The sequence below is a fragment of the Flavobacterium cerinum genome, from assembly GCF_024496085.1.
Taxonomy (GTDB): Bacteria; Bacteroidota; Bacteroidia; order Flavobacteriales; family Flavobacteriaceae; genus Flavobacterium; species Flavobacterium cerinum_A.
Map to the genome: position 1 here is coordinate 2,506,065 of NZ_CP101751.1, position 24,778 is coordinate 2,530,842.

General features: G+C 38.1%; 22 protein-coding genes and 1 other RNA gene. 19 read left to right on the forward strand and 4 right to left on the reverse strand.

Annotation, left to right across the window (positions count from 1 at the left end):
* Nucleotides 1–30 precede the first annotated feature (30 nt).
* The 14 genes from NOX80_RS11195 (at nt 31) to NOX80_RS11265 (ending at nt 15,304) form a co-directional block, all read left to right on the forward strand.
* Nucleotides 31–2,499 carry a TraG family conjugative transposon ATPase gene (locus NOX80_RS11195; RefSeq protein ID WP_256549869.1) on the forward strand — a complete coding sequence of 823 codons (2,469 nt, stop codon included), beginning with the start codon at nt 31–33 and terminating at the stop codon, nt 2,497–2,499.
* A gap of 2 nt (nt 2,500–2,501) precedes the next feature.
* On the forward strand, nt 2,502–3,185 hold the full coding sequence (locus NOX80_RS11200; RefSeq protein ID WP_256549870.1) for a conjugal transfer protein TraI: 684 nt from the start codon (nt 2,502–2,504) through the stop codon (nt 3,183–3,185).
* Nucleotides 3,186–3,211: 26 nt separating this feature from the next.
* Entirely contained in the window at nt 3,212–3,613 is a 402-nt protein-coding gene (locus NOX80_RS11205) for a hypothetical protein (RefSeq protein WP_256549871.1), read from the forward strand.
* Between the two features lie 4 nt (nt 3,614–3,617).
* Nucleotides 3,618–4,265: a hypothetical protein gene (locus NOX80_RS11210; protein ID WP_256549872.1), complete on the forward strand. Its 648-nt coding sequence runs from the start codon at nt 3,618–3,620 to the stop codon at nt 4,263–4,265.
* 4 nt (nt 4,266–4,269) lie between these two features.
* Nucleotides 4,270–4,899, forward strand: a complete 630-nt coding sequence (locus NOX80_RS11215; RefSeq protein WP_256549873.1) for a TerB family tellurite resistance protein — start codon at nt 4,270–4,272, stop codon at nt 4,897–4,899.
* A gap of 30 nt (nt 4,900–4,929) precedes the next feature.
* On the forward strand, nt 4,930–6,099 hold the full coding sequence (gene traJ / locus NOX80_RS11220; RefSeq protein ID WP_256549874.1) for a conjugative transposon protein TraJ: 1,170 nt from the start codon (nt 4,930–4,932) through the stop codon (nt 6,097–6,099).
* Between the two features lie 22 nt (nt 6,100–6,121).
* Nucleotides 6,122–6,733 carry a conjugative transposon protein TraK gene (traK, locus tag NOX80_RS11225; RefSeq protein WP_256549875.1) on the forward strand — a complete coding sequence of 204 codons (612 nt, stop codon included), beginning with the start codon at nt 6,122–6,124 and terminating at the stop codon, nt 6,731–6,733.
* 1 nt (nt 6,734) lies between these two features.
* Nucleotides 6,735–7,115, forward strand: coding sequence for a hypothetical protein (locus tag NOX80_RS11230; RefSeq protein WP_256549876.1), 381 nt, complete (start codon nt 6,735–6,737; stop codon nt 7,113–7,115).
* Entirely contained in the window at nt 7,108–8,364 is a 1,257-nt protein-coding gene (gene traM / locus NOX80_RS11235; RefSeq protein WP_256553006.1) for a conjugative transposon protein TraM, read from the forward strand. The genes NOX80_RS11230 and traM overlap by 8 nt, the downstream gene beginning before the upstream one ends.
* 22 nt (nt 8,365–8,386) lie before the next feature.
* Entirely contained in the window at nt 8,387–9,226 is an 840-nt protein-coding gene (gene traN / locus NOX80_RS11240) for a conjugative transposon protein TraN (RefSeq protein ID WP_256549877.1), read from the forward strand.
* Nucleotides 9,227–9,289: 63 nt separating this feature from the next.
* On the forward strand, nt 9,290–10,156 hold the full coding sequence (locus NOX80_RS11245) for a hypothetical protein (RefSeq protein ID WP_256549878.1): 867 nt from the start codon (nt 9,290–9,292) through the stop codon (nt 10,154–10,156).
* A gap of 14 nt (nt 10,157–10,170) precedes the next feature.
* A complete protein-coding gene (locus tag NOX80_RS11250) occupies nt 10,171–11,232 on the forward strand; it encodes a hypothetical protein (protein WP_256549879.1) in 1,062 nt (353 codons plus the stop codon).
* Nucleotides 11,233–11,855: 623 nt separating this feature from the next.
* On the forward strand, nt 11,856–12,158 hold the full coding sequence (locus NOX80_RS11260) for a hypothetical protein (RefSeq protein ID WP_256549882.1): 303 nt from the start codon (nt 11,856–11,858) through the stop codon (nt 12,156–12,158).
* A gap of 209 nt (nt 12,159–12,367) precedes the next feature.
* Nucleotides 12,368–15,304 (forward strand): type I restriction enzyme HsdR N-terminal domain-containing protein, encoded by a 2,937-nt coding sequence (locus tag NOX80_RS11265; RefSeq protein ID WP_256549883.1) that lies wholly within the window; start codon nt 12,368–12,370, stop codon nt 15,302–15,304.
* Nucleotides 15,305–15,563: 259 nt separating this feature from the next.
* Here NOX80_RS11265 and NOX80_RS11270 read toward each other — a convergent pair whose 3' ends face one another.
* Nucleotides 15,564–16,958, reverse strand: a complete 1,395-nt coding sequence (locus tag NOX80_RS11270; RefSeq protein ID WP_256549884.1) for a site-specific integrase — start codon at nt 16,956–16,958, stop codon at nt 15,564–15,566.
* 290 nt (nt 16,959–17,248) lie between these two features.
* Nucleotides 17,249–17,645, reverse strand: a transfer-messenger RNA (tmRNA) gene (gene ssrA, locus NOX80_RS11275).
* A gap of 210 nt (nt 17,646–17,855) precedes the next feature.
* Between ssrA and NOX80_RS11280 the strand changes: the two genes are divergently transcribed.
* Complete coding sequence (locus tag NOX80_RS11280; protein WP_256549886.1) at nt 17,856–19,058, forward strand: NAD(P)-dependent oxidoreductase; 1,203 nt, start codon at nt 17,856–17,858, stop codon at nt 19,056–19,058.
* A gap of 45 nt (nt 19,059–19,103) precedes the next feature.
* On the opposite strand, the gene NOX80_RS11285 is transcribed toward NOX80_RS11280, so the two are convergent.
* Nucleotides 19,104–20,021 (reverse strand): Dyp-type peroxidase, encoded by a 918-nt coding sequence (locus tag NOX80_RS11285; protein ID WP_256549887.1) that lies wholly within the window; start codon nt 20,019–20,021, stop codon nt 19,104–19,106.
* Between the two features lie 80 nt (nt 20,022–20,101).
* On the reverse strand, nt 20,102–21,121 hold the full coding sequence (locus NOX80_RS11290) for a proline iminopeptidase-family hydrolase (RefSeq protein WP_256549888.1): 1,020 nt from the start codon (nt 21,119–21,121) through the stop codon (nt 20,102–20,104).
* A 103-nt stretch (nt 21,122–21,224) separates the two neighbouring features.
* Here NOX80_RS11290 and NOX80_RS11295 point away from each other — a divergent pair, with 103 nt between their 5' ends.
* From NOX80_RS11295 to NOX80_RS11310, 4 genes are all read left to right on the forward strand, one after another.
* Nucleotides 21,225–22,226 carry a metal-dependent hydrolase gene (locus NOX80_RS11295; RefSeq protein ID WP_256549889.1) on the forward strand — a complete coding sequence of 334 codons (1,002 nt, stop codon included), beginning with the start codon at nt 21,225–21,227 and terminating at the stop codon, nt 22,224–22,226.
* Nucleotides 22,227–22,311: 85 nt separating this feature from the next.
* Entirely contained in the window at nt 22,312–23,295 is a 984-nt protein-coding gene (locus NOX80_RS11300) for a helix-turn-helix transcriptional regulator (protein ID WP_256549890.1), read from the forward strand.
* The gene (locus NOX80_RS11305; RefSeq protein ID WP_256549891.1) at nt 23,295–24,263 is read left to right on the forward strand and encodes a helix-turn-helix domain-containing protein; all 969 of its coding nucleotides are present in this window, start codon (nt 23,295–23,297) and stop codon (nt 24,261–24,263) included. Before NOX80_RS11300 ends, NOX80_RS11305 begins: the two co-directional genes overlap by 1 nt.
* 120 nt (nt 24,264–24,383) lie before the next feature.
* Nucleotides 24,384–24,770 (forward strand): hypothetical protein, encoded by a 387-nt coding sequence (locus tag NOX80_RS11310; RefSeq protein ID WP_256549892.1) that lies wholly within the window; start codon nt 24,384–24,386, stop codon nt 24,768–24,770.
* Nucleotides 24,771–24,778 lie beyond the last annotated feature (8 nt).

Below are 24,778 nucleotides of genomic sequence, written 5' to 3' on the forward strand. Positions count from 1 at the left end.
GAATTGAGTAACAAGGTAAAAGAATGTGTGATGGAGAAGATGTTGGAGGAGATTTTACCGATTATGGATGTTGAACATGACTGCATCCTTTCGAAACAGGGAGATATTACTGTAGCTTACAAAGTGGAGCTTCCGGAGATATTTACTATGTCTGATAGTGATTATGAAGCCTTTCATCAGGCGTGGATCAAAGCGATGAAGGTGTTGCCCAAATTCACTGTATTACATAAACAGGATTGGTTTATCGATAGTAAATATAAAGCAGACTTTACAAGGGAAGACACCAGTTTTCTCTCGAGATCAAGTGAGCGTTTCTTTAACGAGCGTCCTTTTTTGGATCATAGCTGTTATGTATTCTTAACAAAGAAGCCCAAGGGAAGGAAAAGCAGTAGTTCTTTGTTTTCCAATTTGCTAAGAAGGAGCATCGTTCCGGAAGAAACGTTAAAGCTCTCACCATTACAGGATTTTTTGGATGCCTGCGGACAGTTTGCACATATCTTGCAGGATAGTGGATTTGTTAAGCTCTTGCGGTTAAAAAGGGCGCAGATCATAAGCAGTAAAAGTGATGTTGGAATCGTTGAGCGATATTGTACACTTTCTGAAAACCGCTATATAAAAGATCTCGATTTTAGTGACGGTCTAAAGGTTGGGGATCAAAACTGCCAGCTATATACCCTTGGTGATGCTGTTGATCTTCCGCCATTATGCGGTAGCCGGATCAACTATGATCGTTATAGTACCGATAGAACCAAATTCAGTGTTGGCTTTGCCAGTACCTTGGGGCAATTGTTGTCTTGTAATCATATCTACAACCAGTTTGTTTTTATAGATGATGGTCAGAAAACACTTCAGAAACTGGAAAGTAAGCGACTGCGCTTGCAGTCCTTATCGGCCTATAGCCGGGAGAATGCCATTGCCAGGGATGCTACGAACGATTTTCTAAATGAGGCTATCAGTCAGCAGCGCTTACCGGTAAAGGCGCACTTTAATGTGCTGGTATGGACGGATGAGCAGGAAAAGTTAAAGGATTTAAAGAACTTGGTTTCTTCAGCACTTGCTCAAATGGACGCCGTGGCCAAACAGGAAACCGTTGGAGCGCCACAAATCTTTTGGGCAGGTATTCCCGGAAATGCCGCTGATTTTCCGATGAACGATACCTTCGACATTTTTGCCGAGCAGGCTACATGCTTTTTAAATCTGGAATCCGGCTACCGCAGTTCGTTAAGCCCGATGGGCATCCGGCTCGGTGATCGTCTTACCGGTAAGCCGGTTCATGTAGATATTTCGGACGAACCCATGAAAATGGGTATTTGCACCAACCGAAACAAGTTTATTTTGGGACCGAGTGGATCGGGAAAAAGTTTTTTCACCAACCACATGGTGAGAAGCTATTACGAGCAAGGGACGCATGTGGTTTTGGTGGATGTTGGTCACAGTTATAAGGGTTTGTGTGATATGGTAAAGGGCTATTACTTTACGTATAGTGAAGAAAACCCTATTCGGTTCAACCCCTTTTATATCGGAGAAGGTGACAGTTTGGATACTGAGAAAAAGGAAAGCATTAAAACTTTATTGCTTGCTCTTTGGAAGAAAGATGACGAACAATTTAAAAGATCGGAGTATGTTGCCCTTTCTAACGCAATTGGTGGCTACTACGCACATTTGGAAAGTAATAGTGACGTTTTTCCTTGCTTTGATACCTATTATGAGTTTTTACGTGACCAATACCGGGAAGTACTTACCGGTGATAAGGTAAAGGAAAAGGATTTCGATATTGATAATTTCCTGTATGTACTACGACCATACTATCGTGGTGGGGAGTTTGACTATCTGCTTAATGCAACTGAAAACCTTGATCTTTTACAGGAGCGTTTTATAGTGTTTGAACTGGACAATATCAAAGATCATCCCATACTTTTTGGAATCGTAACGATCATCGTGACAGAAGTTTTCATCAACAAAATGAGAAAGATGAAGGGCATCCGCAAGATGATCTTGATAGAGGAGGCTTGGAAAGCGTTGATGAAGGATGGATTTGCTGAGTACATCAAGTATCTTTTTAAAACAGTCCGGAAATTCTTTGGCGAAGCAATAGTGGTGACGCAGGAAGTGGAGGACATTATTTCCTCACCGGTTGTTAAACAGGCTATCATCAATAATAGCGACTGTAAAATTTTGCTTGATCAAAGCAAATACCAGAATAAGTTCGACCAGATCCAGGAACTTCTTGGGCTGACCGAAAAGGAAAAGGCTCTGGTATTATCGGTCAATAAAGCCAACGATCCCACTAAAAAATACAAGGAAGTTTTCATTTCCCTTGGCGGTGTATTATCCAAAGTATATCGGACTGAAGTTAGTCTGGAGGAGTATTTGGCCTATACCACCGAGCAAAGCGAAAAGGTGAAGCTATTTCAGCATGCCGAAAAATTTGGGGGTGATCTGGCAAAGGGCATTCGTGCTATGGCAGATGAAATAAGAAATAACGATCAAAATCAATAATTATGAAAAAGTTTATCAGTATGTGGCTGGTTGCTGTGATAATCACCACGACAATTGTACCGGTTCAACCGGCTTACGCCGCGCCAGGTCTTTTTGGACTGTTTGGTTCTGCTGTGGTAAGGGCTATAAAAGCGATCGACCTTAAAATACAGAGGCAGCAGAACAAAGTAATCTGGTTGCAGAATGCGCAGAAGACCATCGAAAATACGCTTTCCAAATTAAAGCTTAGGGAAATTGCCGATTGGACGGAAAAGCAAAAACAGCAATATGCGGTCTATTATGAAGAGCTGCATAAAGTGAAAAGTGTTATCAGCTATTACCAAAGGATCAGGGAGATCATGCAAAAGCAGGTTAGGATGGTTCAGGAGTATAACCGTGTATGGGGCTTACTTAATCAGGATGATAATTTCACGTTAAGCGAAGTGGCTTATATGGGGCAGGTCTATACCGGCATTTTGGAAGAGTCTCTTAAAAATATCAATCAGATCACGATGGTAGTTCAATCTTTTACCACAACAATGAGTGATGCCAAGCGATTGGAAATTATCAATGCGGCAGCGGAAAAAGTAGATGAAAACTATAACGATCTGCGTGCATTCAACCAACAGAATACCCTTCTGAGTCTTCAGCGTAGTAAGACCTTGGCAGAAAAAGATCAGGTTAAAAGGCTATATGGATTAGAATAAAGAAGATGAGAAATATACAAAGAGGATTGGAGATGCTAATAGAAAAACTCAAAGACAAGGGATATGATGTATCGGCATTTCAAACCAATGGAGGATTTAATGGAAGCCTTAGAGATAGTGTCAATAGATATCTGGAAGCTTCCCTATTGGGACTGGAAAAAGGATTGGTCAATGAAATTTCCCTTAGAACCTACTTGGAATATAATGGCGAAGATAAACCCTACACGGAAGCTTACATGAAGGTAAAGTACAATGGACATGCTTTCAATATCACACAAATGCAGATCAACCGGAACTCGCGAGATGGGGCTAAGATGAAGGAAATAAATTTAAAGGGAGAAACAGCAGCTTTATTACCTCCCTTTAAAGAAATCATGGCGATGGCTATTGAGGATAAAAAGAAGGTGGTACGGAAATTTAATAGATAGGCGTATGAAAAGATTAATGTTTTTAATGGTAACTGTGTTATTGTCCGGTTCGGGGCTACGGGCACAGACCTGGGGCGAATGGTTCAATCAGAATTCCACCCAAAAGAAGTATCTGAAGCAGCAAATTATTGCTCTTCAGGTTTACATCAATTATGCACGTCAGGGGTATAAGATTGCTAAAGATGGGCTCAATACGATAGGGGATTTATCCAAGGGAGAATTCAATCTGCATCAGGATTATTTTACCTCATTAAAAGTCGTAAATCCCCGAATCAGGAACTATCAAAAGGTAACAGGAATTATTGAACTACAGTTGCGAATTGTCAACGGCTATCAGCAGGTACGGACCAGTATCTACCAAACGGATGTGTTTTTGCCGGTTGAACGCCAGTATGTAACGGAAACTTATTCCCGCTTGATTTCGGAGTGCGAAAATACGCTGGTCGAACTTATTGCAGTAGTAAGCGATTTTAGATTGGAGATGACTGATGAACAGCGAATCAATAGGATAGATCAGTTGTTTACCCATATGCAGTCGCATTATGGTTTTTATAAAAGTTTTACCAGTGAAAATAAAGTATTGCTTCTGGCCAGATCAAAACAAAGCAAAGATGTTCAAAACAGCCGTGCCCTGCATGGCATAAACCAATAAGGATATGGAAAGGATATTTTGGATGTTATGCCTGTTTTTAACCGGTTTGGTTAAGACACAGGCTCAGGTAGCTGAGAGCGCACAATTGGCGCTGAATATTGAAAAATTAGCCCAGTTTAAGCAAATACTTAGTGATATGAAAAAAGGGTATCAGGTGCTTTCGGGAGGTTATAACACCATTAAGGGGATTTCGCAAGGGAACTTCAATATCCATAAGGTTTTTCTTGATGGATTGATGCAGGTCAGCCCAACTGTTCGCAATTACCGGAAGGTAGGTGATATTGTGAATTTCCAAATTATGTTGGTACAGGAATATAACAGGGCATACAACCGGTTTAGGGCTGATGGAAATTTTACGGTAAGGGAGATTGGCTATCTGGGGAAGGTGTATGATAATCTGTTTAAGGAAAGTCTTCGGAACCTTGATGAGCTGACCACAATTATTACTGCCGGTAATCTCAGGATGAGTGATGACGAAAGATTGAAGGGAATTGATGCAATTTTCAGTGATATGGAAGGGAAACTCAATTTTCTTCGGCAATTCAATCAGAATACATCGGTTCTTTCATTGCAACGTGCCAAAGAGAGAAAAGATGCCGAAAGTATAAAAAAGGTTTACGGATTAAATAATTAAGGGGATATGGAGAAAAGGATTTGGACTGTCATGGTGATACTATTTTTAGTGGTGCCGGTAAGCAGTTATGGTGCTGGTGTAGCTAGTGAGATCGGTAGTTTGCACAGCGTATTGGAACAACTATACGATGATATGATACCATTGTGTAGCCAGTTGATAGGTGTTGGACAGGGATTGGCCGGTTTTGCAGCTTTGTGGTATATCGCAGCGCGAGTTTGGAGACACTTGGCCAATGCGGAACCTATCGATTTTTATCCGCTTTTCAGACCGTTTGCTATCGGTTTATGCATTGCAATTTTTCCAAGTGTGCTTGCAATCATAAATGGTGTAATGAAGCCAACCGTGACGGGAACCGCTGCGATGATGGACGGATCTAATAGGGCAATTGCGACCTTGTTATTGGAGAAGGAGCGGGCGATCAAAACTACGGACAAATGGAAAATGTATGTAGGAGAGACTGGTTCTGGAGATCGCGATAAATGGGTTAAGTACACTTATCCTGAACTCTCAGGTCAGAATGAAGGTTTGCTGGAAGGTTTGGCAATTGATCTGGAATTCTCTATGGACAAACAGATGTACAAGTTCCGCAACTCGGTAAAGGAATGGATGTCTGAAGTACTGCGTGTCCTTTTTGAAGCGGCCGCTCTTTGCATCGATACACTTCGAACGTTTCAGTTGGTAGTTTTGGCCATACTTGGGCCGATTGTCTTTGGTCTGGCAGTTTTCGACGGATTTCAGCATACCCTTACGGTCTGGTTGGCAAGATATATCAACGTTTTTCTATGGCTTCCGGTAGCCAATATATTCGGTAGTATTATTGGTAAGATACAGGAAAATATGCTCAAAGTCGATATCAGTCAGATCGCGCAGGAAGGAGATACCTTCTTTAGCAGAACCGATATGGGGTATCTGATCTTTATGATCATCGGAATTGTCGGCTATTTCACAGTACCAACGGTAGCAAATTATATCGTGCATGCCGGTGGAAGTGCGCTTACCCAAAAAATCACTTCGATGTTCAATAATTCATCAAGATCGACGGTTAGTACCGGTCAGCAGGCTGCGGGTATGGTTGCCGATGGCCTTGGTAATGCCGTGAACAGGATGCAGAACGATATGGCGAGTTATGGCTCATCTTCGCCATATTTCAACGAGGGAAACGGCTCAGGATACATGGGAGATAAATTAAAAGGTAAATAAAACAAAGTTTATGTTCAGTAAGATGAAGAATATCGATATGGCTTTCCGGCACGTACGAACTTTTACGATAATAGTGATCTGCGTTTGTACACTTATCACCTGTTTTGCAATCTATAGAAGCGCAAATCTTGTAGATAGAATGCAGGAAAGGATATACATACTAGCTAATGGAAAAGCATTGGAAGCTTTTGCAGGAGATCGTCGCGATAATATACCGGTAGAGGCCAGGGATCACGTAAAAACATTCCATTCCTTGTTTTTTACCCTTGATCCGGATGATAAATCGATTCAGGCTAATATCAGTAAAGCATTGTATTTGGCGGACGGAACTGTAAAACGAGTTTATGATGATCTGAAGGAAACGGGGTATTATTCTGCTCTTATCTCCGGGAACGTCAACCAGACTATATCGGTAGACAGTGTATCGGTAGATGTAGCGGATTACCCCTATCGGTTCCGGTTTTATGGGCTGCAAAAGATTATCAGACCAACAAGTGTAACCGAAAGAAGCCTTATTACCGAAGGATTTTTAAGAAGTGTGGGTAGGAGCGACAACAATCCGCATGGATTTTTGATCGAAAAATGGTCTACTATTGAAAACAGGGATTTGAAAACTGAAACAAGGAAGCAGTAGGATGGGGATTTTTGGAAAAGGTAAAGAGAGGGATAAAGGGCAAAGTCCCCTAATCATTGTTGGTCGTGGTTATAGCTATGTTCGAAAATGGTGGGTCAAATGGATGGAACTGGCAACGGGAGAAATGTCAAGAGCAAACTTGATTGTGCTGACCGTGATTTTTGTCGGTTTTGGATCAATTTATTATGTGGTAATTATTGTAAGGGCATTTACCGGAGATAGCATAGAAAAGGTTAAGATGAACCGAATTAAATTACCGGAACAGGCAACCAGTACCGGAGAGCCTTATCTGAATGCAGTTCCGAGTTTGGACAGTATAAATGTTAAACAATTAAAAAGAGAAGGAAATGGAGAAGAAGGAAAAAACAGTAAAAATGATTAAGCACCGCAAGTTTTTACTAGTGTTGCCGGTGATGGTTATCCCATTTATGACAGTGTTCTTTTGGGCATTGGGTGGAGGAAAGACCGAAGCGGCCGAAAGGAATGGAAAGGCGCAGGTCGGCTTTAACCTAAAACTGCCCGATGCCAATGTTAAGGAAGATAAGATCTTAGACAAAATGGGGTACTATGATAAAGCAAAACAGGATTCTGTCAAGTTTCAGGAACTACTCAAAAATGACCCCAACTACATGCAGGGCGGAAGAGATTTTGCCGGATCAGATCTTGGTTATGATATGTTGCAGCATTATAACGGGAATATGAATATGTCAGTCAATGGTAGGGGCTACAACAATCCAAATGAGCAAAAGATTTATCAAAAACTTGCCGAGCTGAATAGGGAAATGAACAGGCCGCCATCCTATAGTAATGAAAATTCCTATCAGGGTTATCAATCGGGCGGTTCTCAAAACGGCACCATTAATACCGGTGATGTTGATCGTCTGGAACAGATGATGAAAATGATGAGCCAACCATCGGGAGAAGATAAGGAAATGCAGCAGTTGAATGGGATGTTAGAGCGCATATTGGATATCCAACACCCTGACCGTATGCAGGAAAAATTAAAGCAGAGTTCCCAGATGAAAAAGGGGCAGGTCTATCCGGTGGTCAAACCGAAAAAGGAAAATACGGTATCGGTTCTGGAGAACGGAAAGTCAGTCAAGGAAATTGGAAATTCTTTCTTTTCACTGGAAGAAAATACCTCGGTTATCGAACAGAATGCCATCAGTGCCGTAGTACATGAAAACCAGACTTTGGTCAACGGGTCAACTGTAAAATTAAGGCTTTCCGGTGATGTTATGGTAAACAACATAACCATTCCAAAGGGGACTTTTCTCTTTGGGGTAGCCTCACTTACCGGCGAAAGATTGGGAATCAAGATCGATAATATCCGATTTGGAAATTCATTATTTCCGGTTGAGCTTAACGTATATGATCTGGATGGAATGGATGGTATCTATATTCCCGGTGCGATAACAAGAGACATTGCCAAGCAATCGGCCGATAGGTCATTGCAAAACATAGGAATGACCTCGCTCGATCCGTCATGGGAAATGCAGGCTGCCGGGGCTGGGATAGAAGCGGCCAAGGGATTATTGAGCAAGAAAGTGAAATTGGTAAAGGTTAAAGTTAAGGCCGGCTACCAACTGCTGCTTAGGGATGAAAAGCAGAAACAAAGTTTGACAAATTAATAGTAACCAAAACCTTAGAAAGATGAATACGGAAAGAAGAATAGTGATGATGATGGGATTGTTCATTTTCATTTTAGGTAGCCTTCAAGCTTACGGTCAGAGAAACAAAACAAATGAAATTTTACCGCATCGAATAGAAGCGGCCTACAACAAGACAACCAATGTCATATTGCCCCATGCTATTGTGAGCGTTGATCGTGGTAGTAAGGATGTACTGGCGCAAAAGGCAATGGGCGCGGAAAATATCTTACAGGTAAAAGCAGGAAAGCAAGGCTTTGCGGAAACAAATCTTTCGGTAGTTACTGCGGACGGTAAGCTGACCTCCTTGATTGTAGTGTACTCCAAAGAACCTGCACAATTAAATGTTTCGTTGCTAAGTGGTCATAGGCCAAATACGATCAGTCTATCCCCGGAGGCCTTAAATGAAGCGGAAGTTAAAAAGTATTCGGAGTATGCCATTCACGCAAGGCAACGTAGTTCCGGGATGAGGGATACCAAGTATAACATGGCACTTGATCTCACGGGTGTATTTATTCATTCGGATATTATGTACCTGCGAATAAAGGTTCAGAACCGATCCAATATCAGCTACGATGTTGAGCAATTGCGATTTTTTATAAGAGATCAAAAGAAAGCGGAAAGGACGGCTTCCCAGGAGATGGAAGTTTTGCCAGTATATGTGCACAATGAAGTCCAAAAAATCAATTCGCAGTCTCAGGAGATTATGGTTTTTGCAGTACCAAAGTTTACGATCCCTGATAGCAAGTTTCTCACAGTACAGATGATGGAGAAAAATGGTGGACGCCATTTGGAAATAATACTCAAAAATAAAAAGGTCGTTAATGCCTGGCCACTGGATTAATGAGCGGCAAACGATGATGGATAAGGGAAATTGAATTATCAAAGAAAGCAAAAAAGTAAAGTTATGAATGAAAGTAATTTAGATTATCTGCAAGATCAGGTAAAGTTCACTGGGTTTGGTGAAGAATTGGCGATGCCCTTAAAAGAGGCGATCGATTTGGGTGCGGAAAAATTTGCTTTGAACTATAGCAGGGAGTTTGGAAAAGATAGTGTTTCAGTGAACCTGAATTTCAGTAAATCCAAAACGAGTGATATGTACTTTTTTAATTCGTATCAGGTAAACCTTCAAAAAGAAGGATCGCAGGAAAGTACCAATCAGACTTTTTACATCAACAAAGGTAGCAATATATCACTAAGAGAAGCTTACAATATGATGGAAGGCAGGTCAGTGTATAAGAAGCTCAGTACCAAAGATGGGGAAGAATATAATGCCTGGGTTGGACTGGATTTCAAACAGACCGATGCCTCGGGTAATTTTAAGCAAAAGCAATTTAGTGATAAGTACGGTTTCGATATTGAAAAAGTACTCGATAAACATCCAATTAAGGAGTTGGAAAGTGAAGGCATGAAAGAGGAATTAGTGGATTCCATTAAAAGGGGCAATATGGCTGCTGTCACCTATATCAAAGGTGAGGTAGAAGAAAAGCGTTACGTGTCAGCCAATCCACAGTTTAAGTCAATTAATTTTTATGATGAACGAAAAGAGGCCATCGGTAGAAACAAGGGGGCAAAACATTCGGAAAAGCAGGGTAGCCAACAAAGTGTTTCCACTAACAACAATGAGACTACAAACACTCAAGATGTTCTGGGGAATTCAGAACAAGATGCAAATAAAGAAGTAAACAGAAATAGACGATCGACGGCTACGGAGGAAGCTCCTGATATTCCCGAAAACAGAAAGCGGAGAAAAAATAGGAATAGAGCGGTTTAAAAAATAATTCTGATATGGAACGAAATGGAGAAAGGGATAACAGGATTGAAAATGCAATTCTGGAATGGCGCAAAAGAGAGGAAAGATACAGTGACCTATTCGGTTTTAATGTGGCATCTAATAAGCTTATTCTTCGGGATAAGCTTATCTACTACGATAAAATTGCAAATAAGTTTGCCGGGACAAAGAGTATTGAAGAACAGTATGCGCTTCGACTTTTAAACCAGGAGCGTAAAAATCTTGAAAAACGGCTTTATCCAAATCGTGTTATACGTTTTCTTAGGCGTTTGCTAGTTAGGGTCATCTGGACGGGAATTATTGCTAGAAGGGATGAAAAAGACGTGAAAAACCAGATACAACAGTTACAGGGACAACTCGGGCGTTTCGGTTTTTCCGTAGATGGTGATGTTCTTGCCCAAAGAATTAAAACGGATAATTCAAGTTTTAGTATTGGAATTCCTTCCCGATATTTTAGTGAGCATGAGCGGATGAATTATTCGCTTATGTTTACAAAGGATGAAACAGGGCATTATCATTTTCAGGGCTATACTGCTTCATTACAAGATGATAAAAATCCGGAACAGGACAAGAGCCATTTTTTTAGTGCTGATCAACAAAACGCCTTGGATTATAGTAAGGCTTATAACCTCTTATCCGGGCGTTCGGTAATGAAGGAAGGTAACTGGATGAAAATGGACTTTAATGATAAGAATGCCAATGGGGAATATGCCATGCGGGAATACGGAGGTAAGTATGGTTTTGATTTGGATAAAGTGTTAGCCGATTTGCCGATGAAAGAAAAGGACGAGTTGAGTTTATTCAAGATAAAGCATAGCTTGGAAAATGGTATGAGGACATCTATTTCCTTCACCAGAGAAGGTAAGGAGGAAACGTATTACATCGAAGCTGATCCAAAGAATAAGAGTGTTGTTATTTATGATCAGGCATTAAAGAAGATCACACTAAATTCTATTAGCGCCAAAAAAGATAGTAACGATGTACTTAAAATTGTCAGCAAGGCCAATGATGTAAAGCTAGAGAATAAACCGAAAAGAAACAGTGTAAAGTTTAATTGATTGGAATGCATGAACTTAATCCATTAACGGAGTTTTTTTTATCCATAAAGAATGATGGTAGGATAAGTATAACCCATATTGCTATTTATGCTGCAATTCTGGATTTCCGAATAAAGTCAGGATTTGATAACCCCATACAGGTGTTTAGCTACCAGATCATGGAAATTGCGAAGATTTCTGCGGGTGCAACCTATCGGAAATGTATAAAAGACCTTAGCGAGTTTGGGTACATTAGATATGTACCGTCATTCAAAAACAATCAGGCAAGCAAGATTTACTTCGTTTGAAAGCAATTGAAGCGGGTATTTTGCCAAAGTAAAATATAGTATTAACAAATCAGTGTAGAGGTATTATGGAGAGAGAGATAACGAAAGATGATCTTAGGCAATTTGGTTTGTCTTTGATTACACAGATTAGCGAAATAGTAAGTGGAAAAGATGTTATAGGCCGAGCGGATCTTCATCCGGGATGGATAAAGAGTAAGAGGGTACGCACTATGTTGGACATGTCTGCTGCCACTTTGCAAACTTTGCGCATATCAGGAAAAATCAGGCACAAAAAGGTATTAGGTTCCTATTATTATAACGAAGAGGATCTAAAATCCCTTTTTAAATAAATAGGGGATGACTTTTAAAGTGCTGAAAAACTATATGCGCCTTTTTGAAAATGATGCCAAGCTGAACGTTTGGCATCAGGCGCTAATGAATGCGATTCTTCAAATTGCCTGCCTCCAAAAGCAGGAAAAGGTAATAAAGGTCAGCAGAAGAAGACTAATGGCTTTTTCACATATCGCTACGATACCAACCTACCACAAATACTTTAAGGAACTTCAGGATATGGGCTATATTGCATATCGGCCTTCATATCATCCTGGATATAAAAGTGAAGTTGAGTTGTTGATAAAACCAAGGAATTATTGGCGGTAATTATTTTAACAGTGAAAAAAGCTAATCTCAATGATTAGCTTTTTTTGTACTACATAAATCTATACCTTTCTTTTCCGCATTATTTGATGTACCTGTTGTGTAGTTTTCTATATATTTGCTTTCCCTGTAAGTTCGCGCATACTATTCAGTATAAGCCTTGAACATGAACTTTAATTAGAATTAAGCATTATTTTTCAAATTTTACATATATGAACGAAGAAGATATTAGAGGTAGGTTATTATTGCCTTACATTCATGATCTAGGATTTGATGTTTCAGAAATTTCCCTAGAGATGGGATTTATTGTACGCCTGGGGAAGAAGAAGTATATGCGAGGAAGATCCGATATTCTATGTAAACGAAACAATAGAAATCTCTTTGTAATTGAATTGAAAAGGGATTCGGTTGAAATTACTCAAGATGATATTGATCAAGGTATTTCTTATGCGAGATTACTTTTAGACGATATAGCGCCATTTACTATAATAACAAATGGGGTAACAACTAGGATTTTTGATTCAATCACAAGAAAAGAATTGTTAGGGAGTATAACGGGACAATCATCTTTTTATAATAATGGTTATACACTATCAACGGAAGAGGATTTAAAAATAAGGTATGAAGCCTTAAAGAACTTTGTGGCTTTATCTCCTACGAATTTGAAAGCCTTTTGCCAAATGCAAGTCTACGATAGGATGGGGCAGATTATCGGAAATATAAACAGTCCATATTCTAAATTTGTGAAAGAAATTCACATCCAACGTCAAGAATTACATACTGCATTTCAAGAATTTCTACAATCTTCTCAGTCTATTTTTGGTTTGGTTGGGTCAGCGGGAGTTGGTAAAACAAGTGCAATATGTTCATTAGCGCTTCAGAATATAGAAAACATGTTTGTTTTTTTTTATAATGCAGCTATAATCCGTTCACCGCTTGAATGTATTGCACAGGATTTGAATATTAATTTTTCCAGTAGAAGCGAAACCGATATAGTGCTTAAAAAGCTTGATGAAATTGGAAGGTTTGCTGATAAAACTATTCTAATTTTCATTGATGCGGTAGACGAAAATACGAATCCTGATATTTCGCTTGAATTGAGTGAAGTTGCACTAATGGCAAAAGACCTTGATAAAGTGAAGATTGTTATTAGTTGCAAATCAAATATTTGGGATACAATATTGAAGATTAAGAACAAGCCAACCCATCTCCATGAAGAATTGTGTAAAAATCATAATCTCATAAAAAGTCTCTCTAATAATCCAGGATTTCTTTTGGAAGATTTTTCGGAGGAAGAATTAGAGAAGGTAATACCTTTATACCAAGAGGTTTTCGGCTTTAAAGGAGAAATTTCAAAAATACTAGCTAAAGAACTAAGGAACGGTTTCTTTTTGAAAATCTTTAGCGAAGTTTATATGGGTAAGAAAGTTCCAGAAAAAATAACCGATCAGGGACTTATAAAAAAATATCTGAAAAAGTCTTTAGACGATACGGATATGGGGTATATATCCGGTGCAAGAATCTTGGCTGAAATTGGGAAAGTTTTGCTTACCCATTCGTATAGTCACTGGGAAGAGTATAAAGATGAAGGATTAGATATTAATCATTTTCTCGAACGCTTAAATTTTTCTATTGATGATAACATCCCAGAAGATTTATTTACTAGAAACATACTTATCAAATCTAACACTGATGATTCTTATAATGTTTCATTCTACTATTCTAAAATCCGTGATTATGTAATTTGTTTCCATTCATATCGTTTAGATAAGTTAAGTGATGACGATTTTTATGATATATTATGTGACTTTTATCGTAATCATATAGGTAGAAGTGCACTTGACTTTTATATTGAAAATGCTAGATCTTCCCATCTGCAGACTTTGGTTAGATTCAAGAAAGATAAAGCGCTTAGCTATGTAATCAATTATGACTCGTATCTGGAAAATAATTTCAAGAAGTTTAAAAATAAATTTGATCCCAACACTGATGGCGATATTGGAATATTATTACCAGATGACCTAATAAAAGGAAGTGGTTATGGACTTTTTCCCTTGGAGGAGGGAACCAAAAGTAAGGTTGTGTGTGAGAAAATAAATGATTTTTTTGGTACTGAAAGTGATCTGCTTTGGCAAAGAGGAATAAATATTATTTACTCTAGTCAAATGTCACTATTTACGAATGATCAATATTTAGTTGTGAAAAGAAATATCTTTAAACAATTGGCTGAGATACTTAAAAAGGGAAAATTTAGTGCCTATAATTCTGAATTTCTTCTTGTAGAGGAAGTTTGTTTGATTCTTTATTATTACCCTGAAAAGCTAGGCTATAAATTCAATATTGAAGATTTTTTCCTACCAAGATTTAAAAGTATTTATCCTATAGATCTGAAAGACCTAAAACAAAGAGTAAATAAATTTAAAGTAGCCGAATTATACAGATATGAATCAATAGAAAAAGGGCTTAAAGATGAGTTAATTGATAAGGCATTGAAAGAAAACAATATTCCAGAATATGAAATGACAGGAGACGCGCCGCCATTTACGGAACTCGGCAAGATTATAGATATATTATTAAGTAATGGAATTAGCGAGATTAAGCAGCATTACTTACCGTTACCAGACAAATCTCTGTTTGAAGCTAAAACATTCTACGAAAAAAATAAACCCCAAGACATTAGGGCAATATTAAAATTTCAATTTAGTGAAAGTCAGGCCATTTTGTATTTAACTGAGTTTTTTGAGAAGTTTGAGAAATGTTATAGCGAATTTGTCGAATATTGTTTCCCAACTTATAAAGATAAATTTGTTTTTTATTCTAGTATGCCTCATGAATATATTTTCTATATGGAAGATTCTGATATACTTAAATGGGGATTGTTTGGATATCGGGCTTCTCGTAGTGGTGAATTTAAAATAACAATTAAGAATAAAAATAAGTCGGATGAAGCATTTATTACCGAGGAAATTCAACTCCTAAGGTCATTCTCTTTAGATATGATTTTAAAGATTAGAAGTTTCGCCCAATATCCAGTAAAAACTATAGACAAAATTAATACTTCAAAACTTGATGGATTCTGTGTTCTTAGAAATTGGGTTTACAAGTTTCTTGAGGATGATATGAAAAAAATTTTCGAGGAGAACAAGTAATAAACAGTAGCGAAGAAAGATCAAAAGTGTAATGTTAGGTGTATAATCAAGACTGAAATATGAGTGTGTCTAGTGATTAAGGAACTAGAAATAATGAAGTGACTCTTATCAATCTTCAATCTAAGCTTATATATCGAAACCTTAATAACATTTTTGAGATTAATCATCATATTAATCTTGTGAACAAATCAAAAAAAGTAGCTGTAGACATAAAAAAACCTCCTCGCCAAATATATGCAGGAGGTTTTTTATGATGTCGTTATCCTGTTTTTTCAAGCAAACGATTTTTTAGTATCGACATTTGAGTTTCGATGGCTTTAATTTCTTCCATAGTGATGGCCTTGCTCACGCTCGGATTTTTAAACTTATCATCCATGTCAGCCAGATCATTTTTCAATCTTTCTAGCATCTCATAAGCATTTTCTTCTACTTGTTGCTTAACTTCTAACTTTTGTTTGAGATCCTTCATAGCATCGGCAATACTCGTTTCCTCGGTTAATGCATATTCTTCCGTTTGGGTAACCGATGAATGTCCTAACATTGCCTGTACAATATTAATGGGAACGCCATTTTTAAGCGCAACAGTCGTAGCAAAAGTCCTTCTTGCCATATGGGTATTCAATTCGATTGTAAATACGCATAAGTTCGAAATTTCCTTTAAATATTCGTTGGATTTCTGATTTGATCTTACGGGAAGAACAGAATCACGCTTAATACAAAGTGGGTCATTTTCATATTTTTTCATTATTTCTATTGCCTTTGGTAGTAAGGGAATTCTGATTGGTTTCTTAGTTTTTTGCCTACTTATTAAGATCCACCATTCACCGTCTATTCCCCTTTGTATATCAGTTCTTTTTAGCTGAAATACATCAATATATGCGAGTCCTGTATAGCACTGAAAAACAAAGATATCCCTGATTATACTTAAACGCTCTGAAGAAAATACTCGATTTTCGAGAATACAAAGTTGTTCTGTTGTTATCGGTTTCTTATTTGACCTGGTACGCTTTTGCTTGAACCGCCTGAAGGGATCTAGTTTTATATATTCTTTATCAATAGCTCTAAAAATTACTTTTTTAAAGTTAGTGATGTATTTAAGAGCGGAATTGTTATTGCATAATCGAACTGTTCTCAGATATAGATAGTAATCTTTGATAAATTTATAGTCCAAATCAATAAAGTCGACATCGTCAACTTTGTATTGATGTACAATATATTCTCTAACATGACCTAGAGCGGTCGTATATCTTATAGCAGTAGACTTCGATAGTTCGCCGACTTCCGCCATTGCTTTAATTTCAATATTATGCTCTTCGAATTCTTCTAAAACTTTATTTCTTTTACTTTCTACACCGTTGATACATGCTATCAATTTTTCGGCTGTTATTGCACGTCCTTCGCCCAAGAGCTCTGTCTTACGCTGTACTATCTTTGATGTTAGCAAATCAAGGTATGAATTAAGAATTTTTGCATCTTCTTTTGATCCAGTAGCTCTTTCGATTTTCTGGTTCCACCTCTTAATATCCCACTTTTCATTGATTGAGGTTTCTTTTGGGTTACCATCCACAGTAATTCGTACATAGATCATTCTAATGTCATTCGGTTTTCTTGGGGTCTTCAGAAAGAAGGTCATCCCGTAGCTGCTCTCCAACATAATCTTCAATTTTTAGGTTAATAAATTTCGGACTATATCGCTTTTTAGTCAAGATGTAAATATGATTAACTAGTTGTAATTCAATTAGTTAACTAGTGTTTTGTGGCACACTTTTAAATTTCATGCTTGTGCCACAAATGTGCCACAAAAATTTTGAGCATTTCTGAAAAATTTGGTAGTTGCTAACCCAAAACGACAAAGCCTACAATTGCAATAATCGTAGGCTTTGTGCGGGTTTTAGAAGTTTTTTGCGAAAAATCAATGAAAAAATTATTGATCTTTTGGTCATTCTGTGGAGCCGGAGAGAATCGAACTCTCGTCCAAACAAGCAATCGAAGAGCTTTCTACACGTTTAGTTTCCGATTAAATTTTCGACAAAAAGCAAGGCCGGAAACCGCCACTTTTTGCTTAGCTTTATCAGTGTCAGAACGGATTTAAAGCATTACCGTTCCTAGGTTTACTTTTACGGTTCCCCTAAACCAGCCGCCATAAACCAAGGCTTCTGAGGAGAATCTAGCTTTCCGACCTTGTCGGAACTAGGCAAATCGTACTATAATTCGGATTAAGCAGCTAAAGCGTAATTATTTTCGCCGTTTATAAGTTTGAAACATGATATTTACGAGCTGTGTCCCAGCGCTCGACGTGCTTACTGTCCAATTCCACTCGCTGTCAAAACCAGTCGGCCCCGGACTGTCGGTATTACTATTAACCAGCAATAACCAGACCGCAAATATAAATGATTAAATTTTCAATTAAAAATAATTGCAACACTATTCTTTAAATGTTACATTTGGGAACTATTTATTAAAAACAAACTAAACAACCCGTCGAGAGTTACATTAATAACAGTTTTCTGACTGTTTTTCTGTTAATTTCTCAAAGCTACTTACAATAAAAATGAAAATTGGACTTATTAAGGAACGAAAAAATCCGCCTGACAGACGCGTGGTTTTTTCACCTTCAGAACTCGTTAAACTAAAAGAACTTTACCCGCAGACGGAAATTAAAGTCGAAGCATCCGATATCCGGATCTTTAAAGATGAAGAATACAAAGCCCTGGGCTTTGAAGTAACCGACGACATGAGCGATTGCGATGTCTTATTAGGTGTTAAGGAAGTACCCGTGGATGCCCTGATCCCGGATAAAAAATATTTTTTCTTTTCGCATACCATCAAAAAACAACCCTATAACAAAAAATTACTGGTTGCCTGCCTTGAAAAAAATATCAGACTGATTGATCATGAAACGATCGTTAATGAAACGAACCACCGACTTATCGGTTTTGGGCGTTATGCCGGAATTGTAGGCGCTTATAACGGTTTTAGAGCTTTCGGAATTAAATTTGATCTTTTTAATCTGCCTAAAGCGGAAACACTTGCCGACAAAGCGGCATTGGTTGAACGTTTACGCCGACCTGTTTTGCCTCCGATCAAGATTGTATTGACCGGTCATGGAAAAGTGGGTATGGGTGCTAAAGAGATTCTGGATGCTATGAAAGTCAAGCAGGTTTCTATTGAAGATTATCTGACCAAAAATTTTGCAACTCCGGTATATACGCAGATTGATGTATTGGATTATAACAAAAGAATTGACGGACAAAAACTGGATAATCAGGACTTTTATCACAATCCACAGGACTATACATCCGATTTTGAACGCTTTACAAAAGTATCGGATATCTTTATGGCCGGACATTTCTACGGTAACGGCGCTCCGGTGATTTTAACGCGAGATATGCTGAATGCACCGGACAATAAAATCAAAATTGTAGCTGATATCTCTTGTGACGTAGAAGGGCCGATCGCTTGTACGCTAAGAGCTTCAACAATCGCAGAACCGCTTTACGGATATTATCCGAGTGAGGATAAAGAAGTAGATGTCAACCATCCGGGAGCAATCGTGGTTATGGCTGTTGATAATCTGCCTTGTGAACTTCCTAAAGATGCCAGTGAAGGTTTCGGAGAAATGTTTCTGGAACACGTTATCCCGGCATTCTATAATAACGACAAAGACGGTATCTTACACCGTGCAAAAATAACTGAAAACGGAAAACTGACAGAACGCTTTAGTTATCTTCAGGATTATGTAGACGGTAAGTAAAAAATGAAATACCTGACAGAAATTTAAAATCTGTCAGGTATTTTTTTATTCACTAAAACTATCCAACATATCAAAAGTCGGGACAAAAAATAAAGTTCCCGTTTTTGGTGTGCTAAAGTCCAGTATTCGATCGTAATTTCCTTCCGGCGAACCGATAAACATATTCGTAAGCATTTTGGTAACGGTCTGAAATGAACTGGCATACGCTATAAAATAAGTTCCCATTTCATTGGTTCCCATTGTGCCGAACGGCATATTATCGCGGACGATCTTAAGACTATCACCTAGATTGGCTAAAGCCGAATGCGAGTTAGCGGGTTTTATATCATCTGACATCTCGATATCATCTGTTTTACTACGACCGATTACTTTTTCCTGTTCGTTTACCGGTAAGGCTTTCCAAGCTTTTATATCATGGATGTATTTTTGTACAAAAAGATAGCTTCCGCCTTGATAATCGGGATCTTCACCACCGATAATTCCAAAAAAGGGACGTTCGTCTCCTTGAGGATTTTCGGTGCCGTCAACAAAACCTAAAATACTTCGGCTGTCCCAATAACGAAATCCGTGTGTTTCATCAATACATTCAGCCACATCGGTTAAAACATCAGTAATCGCTGAAGCGGTATCAATACAAAAGCTATAAGCATCCGAACGAATATGCAAATGTAAATCACCTCTGGTAGCAACTGCCTGATGTTTGTTTCCGGTAATAGGTTGGAAAGAGACAAATTCTTTAGGCAAAGGTTGCGGCAAATCGAGTAAATGCCAGGCTTCATAACCGATTCCGAGAACAACACTGGCTTTGGCATTCGGAAAACGGGTAGCAGCAGAATTGTTAAGATTACTGATTAAGTTACAAAGACGTTTAAAAGCGTCTGTATAATTACGATCGGTGTTAAAATTCCAAACCATAAAAATGGTATTGTTGTTGGGATAATCCAATGTATTTTGGGAATTCATAGGCATTTAAAATAAAGTGTCAAAATAAGTTAATAAGATAATGTTGAAACAAATAAAATAATCTGATTATAATGTGTTTACTACTTCTTTAAAAAAGCAATCAGACCTTTAAAGTAAATATCCTGATCGTCATACATACTCATATGCGATCCGTTCGGACAAAAAAGATACTGACCGTTAGGTAATAATTTCGACATCGCTTCCATATGTTTAGGATCCATAGTGTCATATCGGGCTCCGATTACCAACGTCGGTACCGTGATGTTTTTTAAATCGTTTTTACGATCCCATTTTTCGAGTTTCCCGGAGATTCCGAATTCACTCGGACCTTGCATCGTTACATATAAGGATTGGTTGATTTTTGAAAATGAACGGTTCATCGGTTCCGGCCATTGATCTATCGGTAAACGGCAAACATGCTTAGCATAAAAATTAGGCAATAAGAGTTCCATATAACGAGGATTGTTAAAATCGCCTTTAGCTTCAAGCGATCGGATTTCTTTTAAAACCGTCGGGTCCATATCTTTTGATAACACTTCCTCAGCATAACGATCGTATTCCGGTGCGCTGGCCATCATATTCGAAATAATCAAACCTTTTATATGTTGTTGGTATTTCATTGCATATTCCATTGCCAAAATTCCACCCCAGGAATGGCCCAATACATATAGATTGTCTTTGTCAAGATGCAAGGCTTGACGAACTTGTTCGACTTCTTCCACAAAACGAGGTAAATCCCAAAGACTAATATCCTGAGTGGCACTGGAATTTCCACATCCCAATTGATCGTAGTAGATAAATTCGATACCTTCTGCTGGTAAAAAACTCTCAAAACATTCGAAATACTCGTGCGTAGCTCCCGGTCCGCCGTTAAGCAATAAGACTTTTATCTTCGGATTATTACCGATACGCTTGGTCCAGATGTTAAATTTTCCTTTGGGTGTTTCAATCGGAATCATTTTAACACCGCCGGTTTGAATACCGGTTTCTGTATTTTGAAAATAAGTAGCGGTATTTTCGGCAACTTTAGAATCAGTTTTATTACAGGACATTAGCATAATTGCGAATATAAAAATGGAAAGGAATATTGTTTTTTTCATAAAGCCGTATTTAAGATGTTTCATAAAGTTATAAAAAAGAAGTGGTTAAAGAAGTAAACCATTGTTGTTTGTTAAAAAATAGCATTAACCGTATCTTTACGCCATGGATTCACTGACACAGATTGTACTGGGTGCCGCAGTTGGAGAAAAGATTCTCGGCCGCAAAATAGGAAATCGCGCGATGCTTTACGGAGCCATTGCAGGGACAATTCCGGACCTGGATGTTGTAGTTGGTCAATTTTTGGATCCGCTTACTGCCGTTGAGATACATCGTGGATTTAGCCATTCGATCGTATTTTTTATTTTGCTATCGCCTTTGCTCGGTTGGTTCATTGCCCGACGGGAAAAAGAAAGTAAAGTATCAATTATGAATGGTGCCGGTTTGGTATTCTGGGCTTTGTTTACACATGCGTTGCTCGATGCTTTTACAACCTGGGGAACACAATTGTTATGGCCTGCACCGTATAAATTGGCTTTTCGTTCCATTTTTGTAATTGATCCGTTATATACGATTCCTTTTTTATTTTGTTTGATCAAAGCAATGCGAAAGAATCGGACCGATTATAGTCGTACCGAATGGAACAATCTGGGATTAAAAATAAGTACGACTTACCTGATGTTGACTTTATTGATTAAGGGAATAACATACTATAAGTTCCAACAAGCAGTAGAGCAATCGGGGATGGAAATATTGCAACTGGAAACAAAACCGTCACCTTTCAATATCATTTTATGGACTGCCACTGCAGAAACAAAAGAGGCTTATTGGATCGGAGAGTACTCTTTTTTAGATACACATCCGATTGTTTTTAAACGCTATCCGAAAAATCACGAATTACTAAACGGTTTTACCCGTGATACAACTATTAAGCGTCTGATTGCACTTTCTGAAGGACAATATACGGTTATGGAAAAGGACGGAAAACTTTATTTTAATGATTTACGTTTCGGACTATTGAGGACAGATGGGGATAATCCGCAATTTGCGTTTAGTTATCTCTTGATCCATACTGAAGACGGATTTCGTGCTGCTGAAGTTCCGAAAACAAGGCAGGACGGAAGATTGTTATTACAACAGCTTTGGAAAAGAATCTTAGGAAACTAAATTTTCGATTACTATTGTAAGCAGCTTCATTTTTAATTTCTTTGTTTTTTTTATAACTTAATGTCTTTATTAAAAGGATAAAGGAGTGAAAAAAATTACACATCATTACGGAATTGAACCGGATTGGGTAACACCGCTGGCTTTACAATTGGAAGGGGAGGTCGATGGTAATTTTATCAGGGTACCGGATCATATTCATTCCGGAATCCGTTACTTTTTAAATTGCAATTCGGGAATTACAGCGTTGTACATCGATGTGGTTTACAATACCGAAATCCATTTCAGACAGCAAAATCTTACGAATGATTTTTTAGGTATTTATTACAATCTGACAGAAGGTGAAGCCGTTTTGCTAGCCGATAATACCGCAAATCCCGTTGGAAGATGGGATTATAATCTGGCTATTGTCGACGCAGCGTTAAGTACCGATTATATTGTAAAACCCGGAAGCCGGACTTATGTGCTTTGTATCTTTATTAAAAAGGAACTTATAAAAGAGTATATGCGCGATAATCCTTCGCTTCAGGCTCATGTGGATAGTATTATGGATGCTGAAACCAATACGGTTATCCGCTTTACCCGTATGCCGCACGAAAGTTTTCATCTTCTAAATGATCTTAGAACGCAAACAATAGGAACCACCTCTTTTGATTATTATCTCCAGGGAACGATTCAGAGTTTATTGGCCGATTATATTGAAAAAATGACAATAGATGATATTGTGATCGGGAAGGTAGGGGAAAGAGATCTTAACGGTATCGTAAAATCACAATCGTATTTGGTTAATCATCTCGAAGAAACATTTCCCGGAATTGATTTTCTGGCTGCGATGGCCTGTATGTCTCCGGCAAAGTATAAAAGTCTTTTTAAAAAGATAACAGGAATACCACCGAATACGTTCTTTTTGAATAATAAACTAGTAAAGGCACGATTATTATTGCAACAAAATGAACTACCAGTAGATGAAATTGCCCGAAAATTACATTTTACAAACAGTTCTTATTTTATATTGAAATTCCGAAACTTTTTTGGACTGTCGCCGAAAGCATTTATTAAACAGCTTTATTGATGAAAGAAATCACACATATTTATTCGCTTAAACCGCATTGGCAGCATACGATTACAGCGGCTATCGGTGCAGCATTAATAGCGGATAAATGGTTGGTGCAACCGACAAGTCTCGGAACGGGGGGAAGCTATTTTCTGGAAGTTGCACCGGGTATCTCGGTAATTGTATTGGATCTTGTTTTTAATCAGCCGGTACGAATTAACCGCAAAGGAACAGATGAAGAATTTTATATTATTCATTATGATTTTAGTGATGAAATGAATGTAATACGGGTTGAAGGTCAGCAACAAAAGTTAGCATATAAAACCGGAATCGGATTAGGAGTAATGGACAATAGTACAGATAGTATTTTTGAACCTGTAGTAAACGAACGTGTTTTTGCAATTCGTCTGATTGTAGCAAAGAAGTTGCTCGATTTTGTATTACCGGTAACCGGAAAATCGAAAAAGAAAGCAGTATACTTTTATGATACGATCGATAGTAAAAGTCAGATTATTATGCATCGGATCAAAAATAAAGCCTTTACAGATCCGGCTTATGATTTATATCTCAGAGGAGTAGCATTTAAATTGTTAGCTAAGTTTATGGACCGTTATTCCAACACAAAGAAAACCCGGCTTGTATCGGGTAAAGAGGCGACGGCGCTTGATCTTACAAAAGAGTATTTGTTAAAGCATTTGTATGATGATTTTCCGGGAGTTGAGGTAGTATCTGAAATGGCGGGAATGTCGGTTTCAAAATATAAGCTTTTATTTAAAAGTATGTATCAGGATTCACCTAAGAAGTTCTTTATCCGTAAAAAAATGCTATTGGCGGAACAACTCCTGTTAAGCGGTGAATACCAATCGGTACATCAAATTGCCCGGGAACTGGGATATGACCGGGCGGATTATTTTTCAAAGCAATACAGAGCATTTAGAGAGAAGAACCCGGATGATGATTTTTGTAGTTTATCTGGTTTTACTTAATTTTTGTTATTTTAATATTGTTTTTTGGCTTATTATGTTGTTTTTATAACTTTTTAATACGGTTTTACTTTTGGTTTTCGATCAATTTTGTAGCGTGAAAAAACGCCTAAAGATATAGAGATGAAACCAAAAGCATTTAAAATAGTAAACATACTACTGATTATGTTGGTTGTTGCCCAAAATGTATGGGACGGATACCGGATGTTGGAAAATCCGACACAGTCATTTTATGGAACTGAATTGGGAGAGCATACTGTTTTTATGGGAGTGTTGTCGGTTTGTTGTGCTGTTTTTATATTGTTTCCGTTTACTTATATAACCGGAAATTTGCTTACCGTTTTTAAAATGGCTGTTTTGATTCTATTTATGTTAAAGATGGGGGAAGTTGCAGCAGCATTTTGGGAAGTTCCGTTCTTATTAATCCCGGTTGTACTGGCTCGTTGTTGCCATCCCTTTTCGAATCGGTACCAATGGGACGATATGATGCTGGAGCGAAAAACGGGATAATAAAGGAT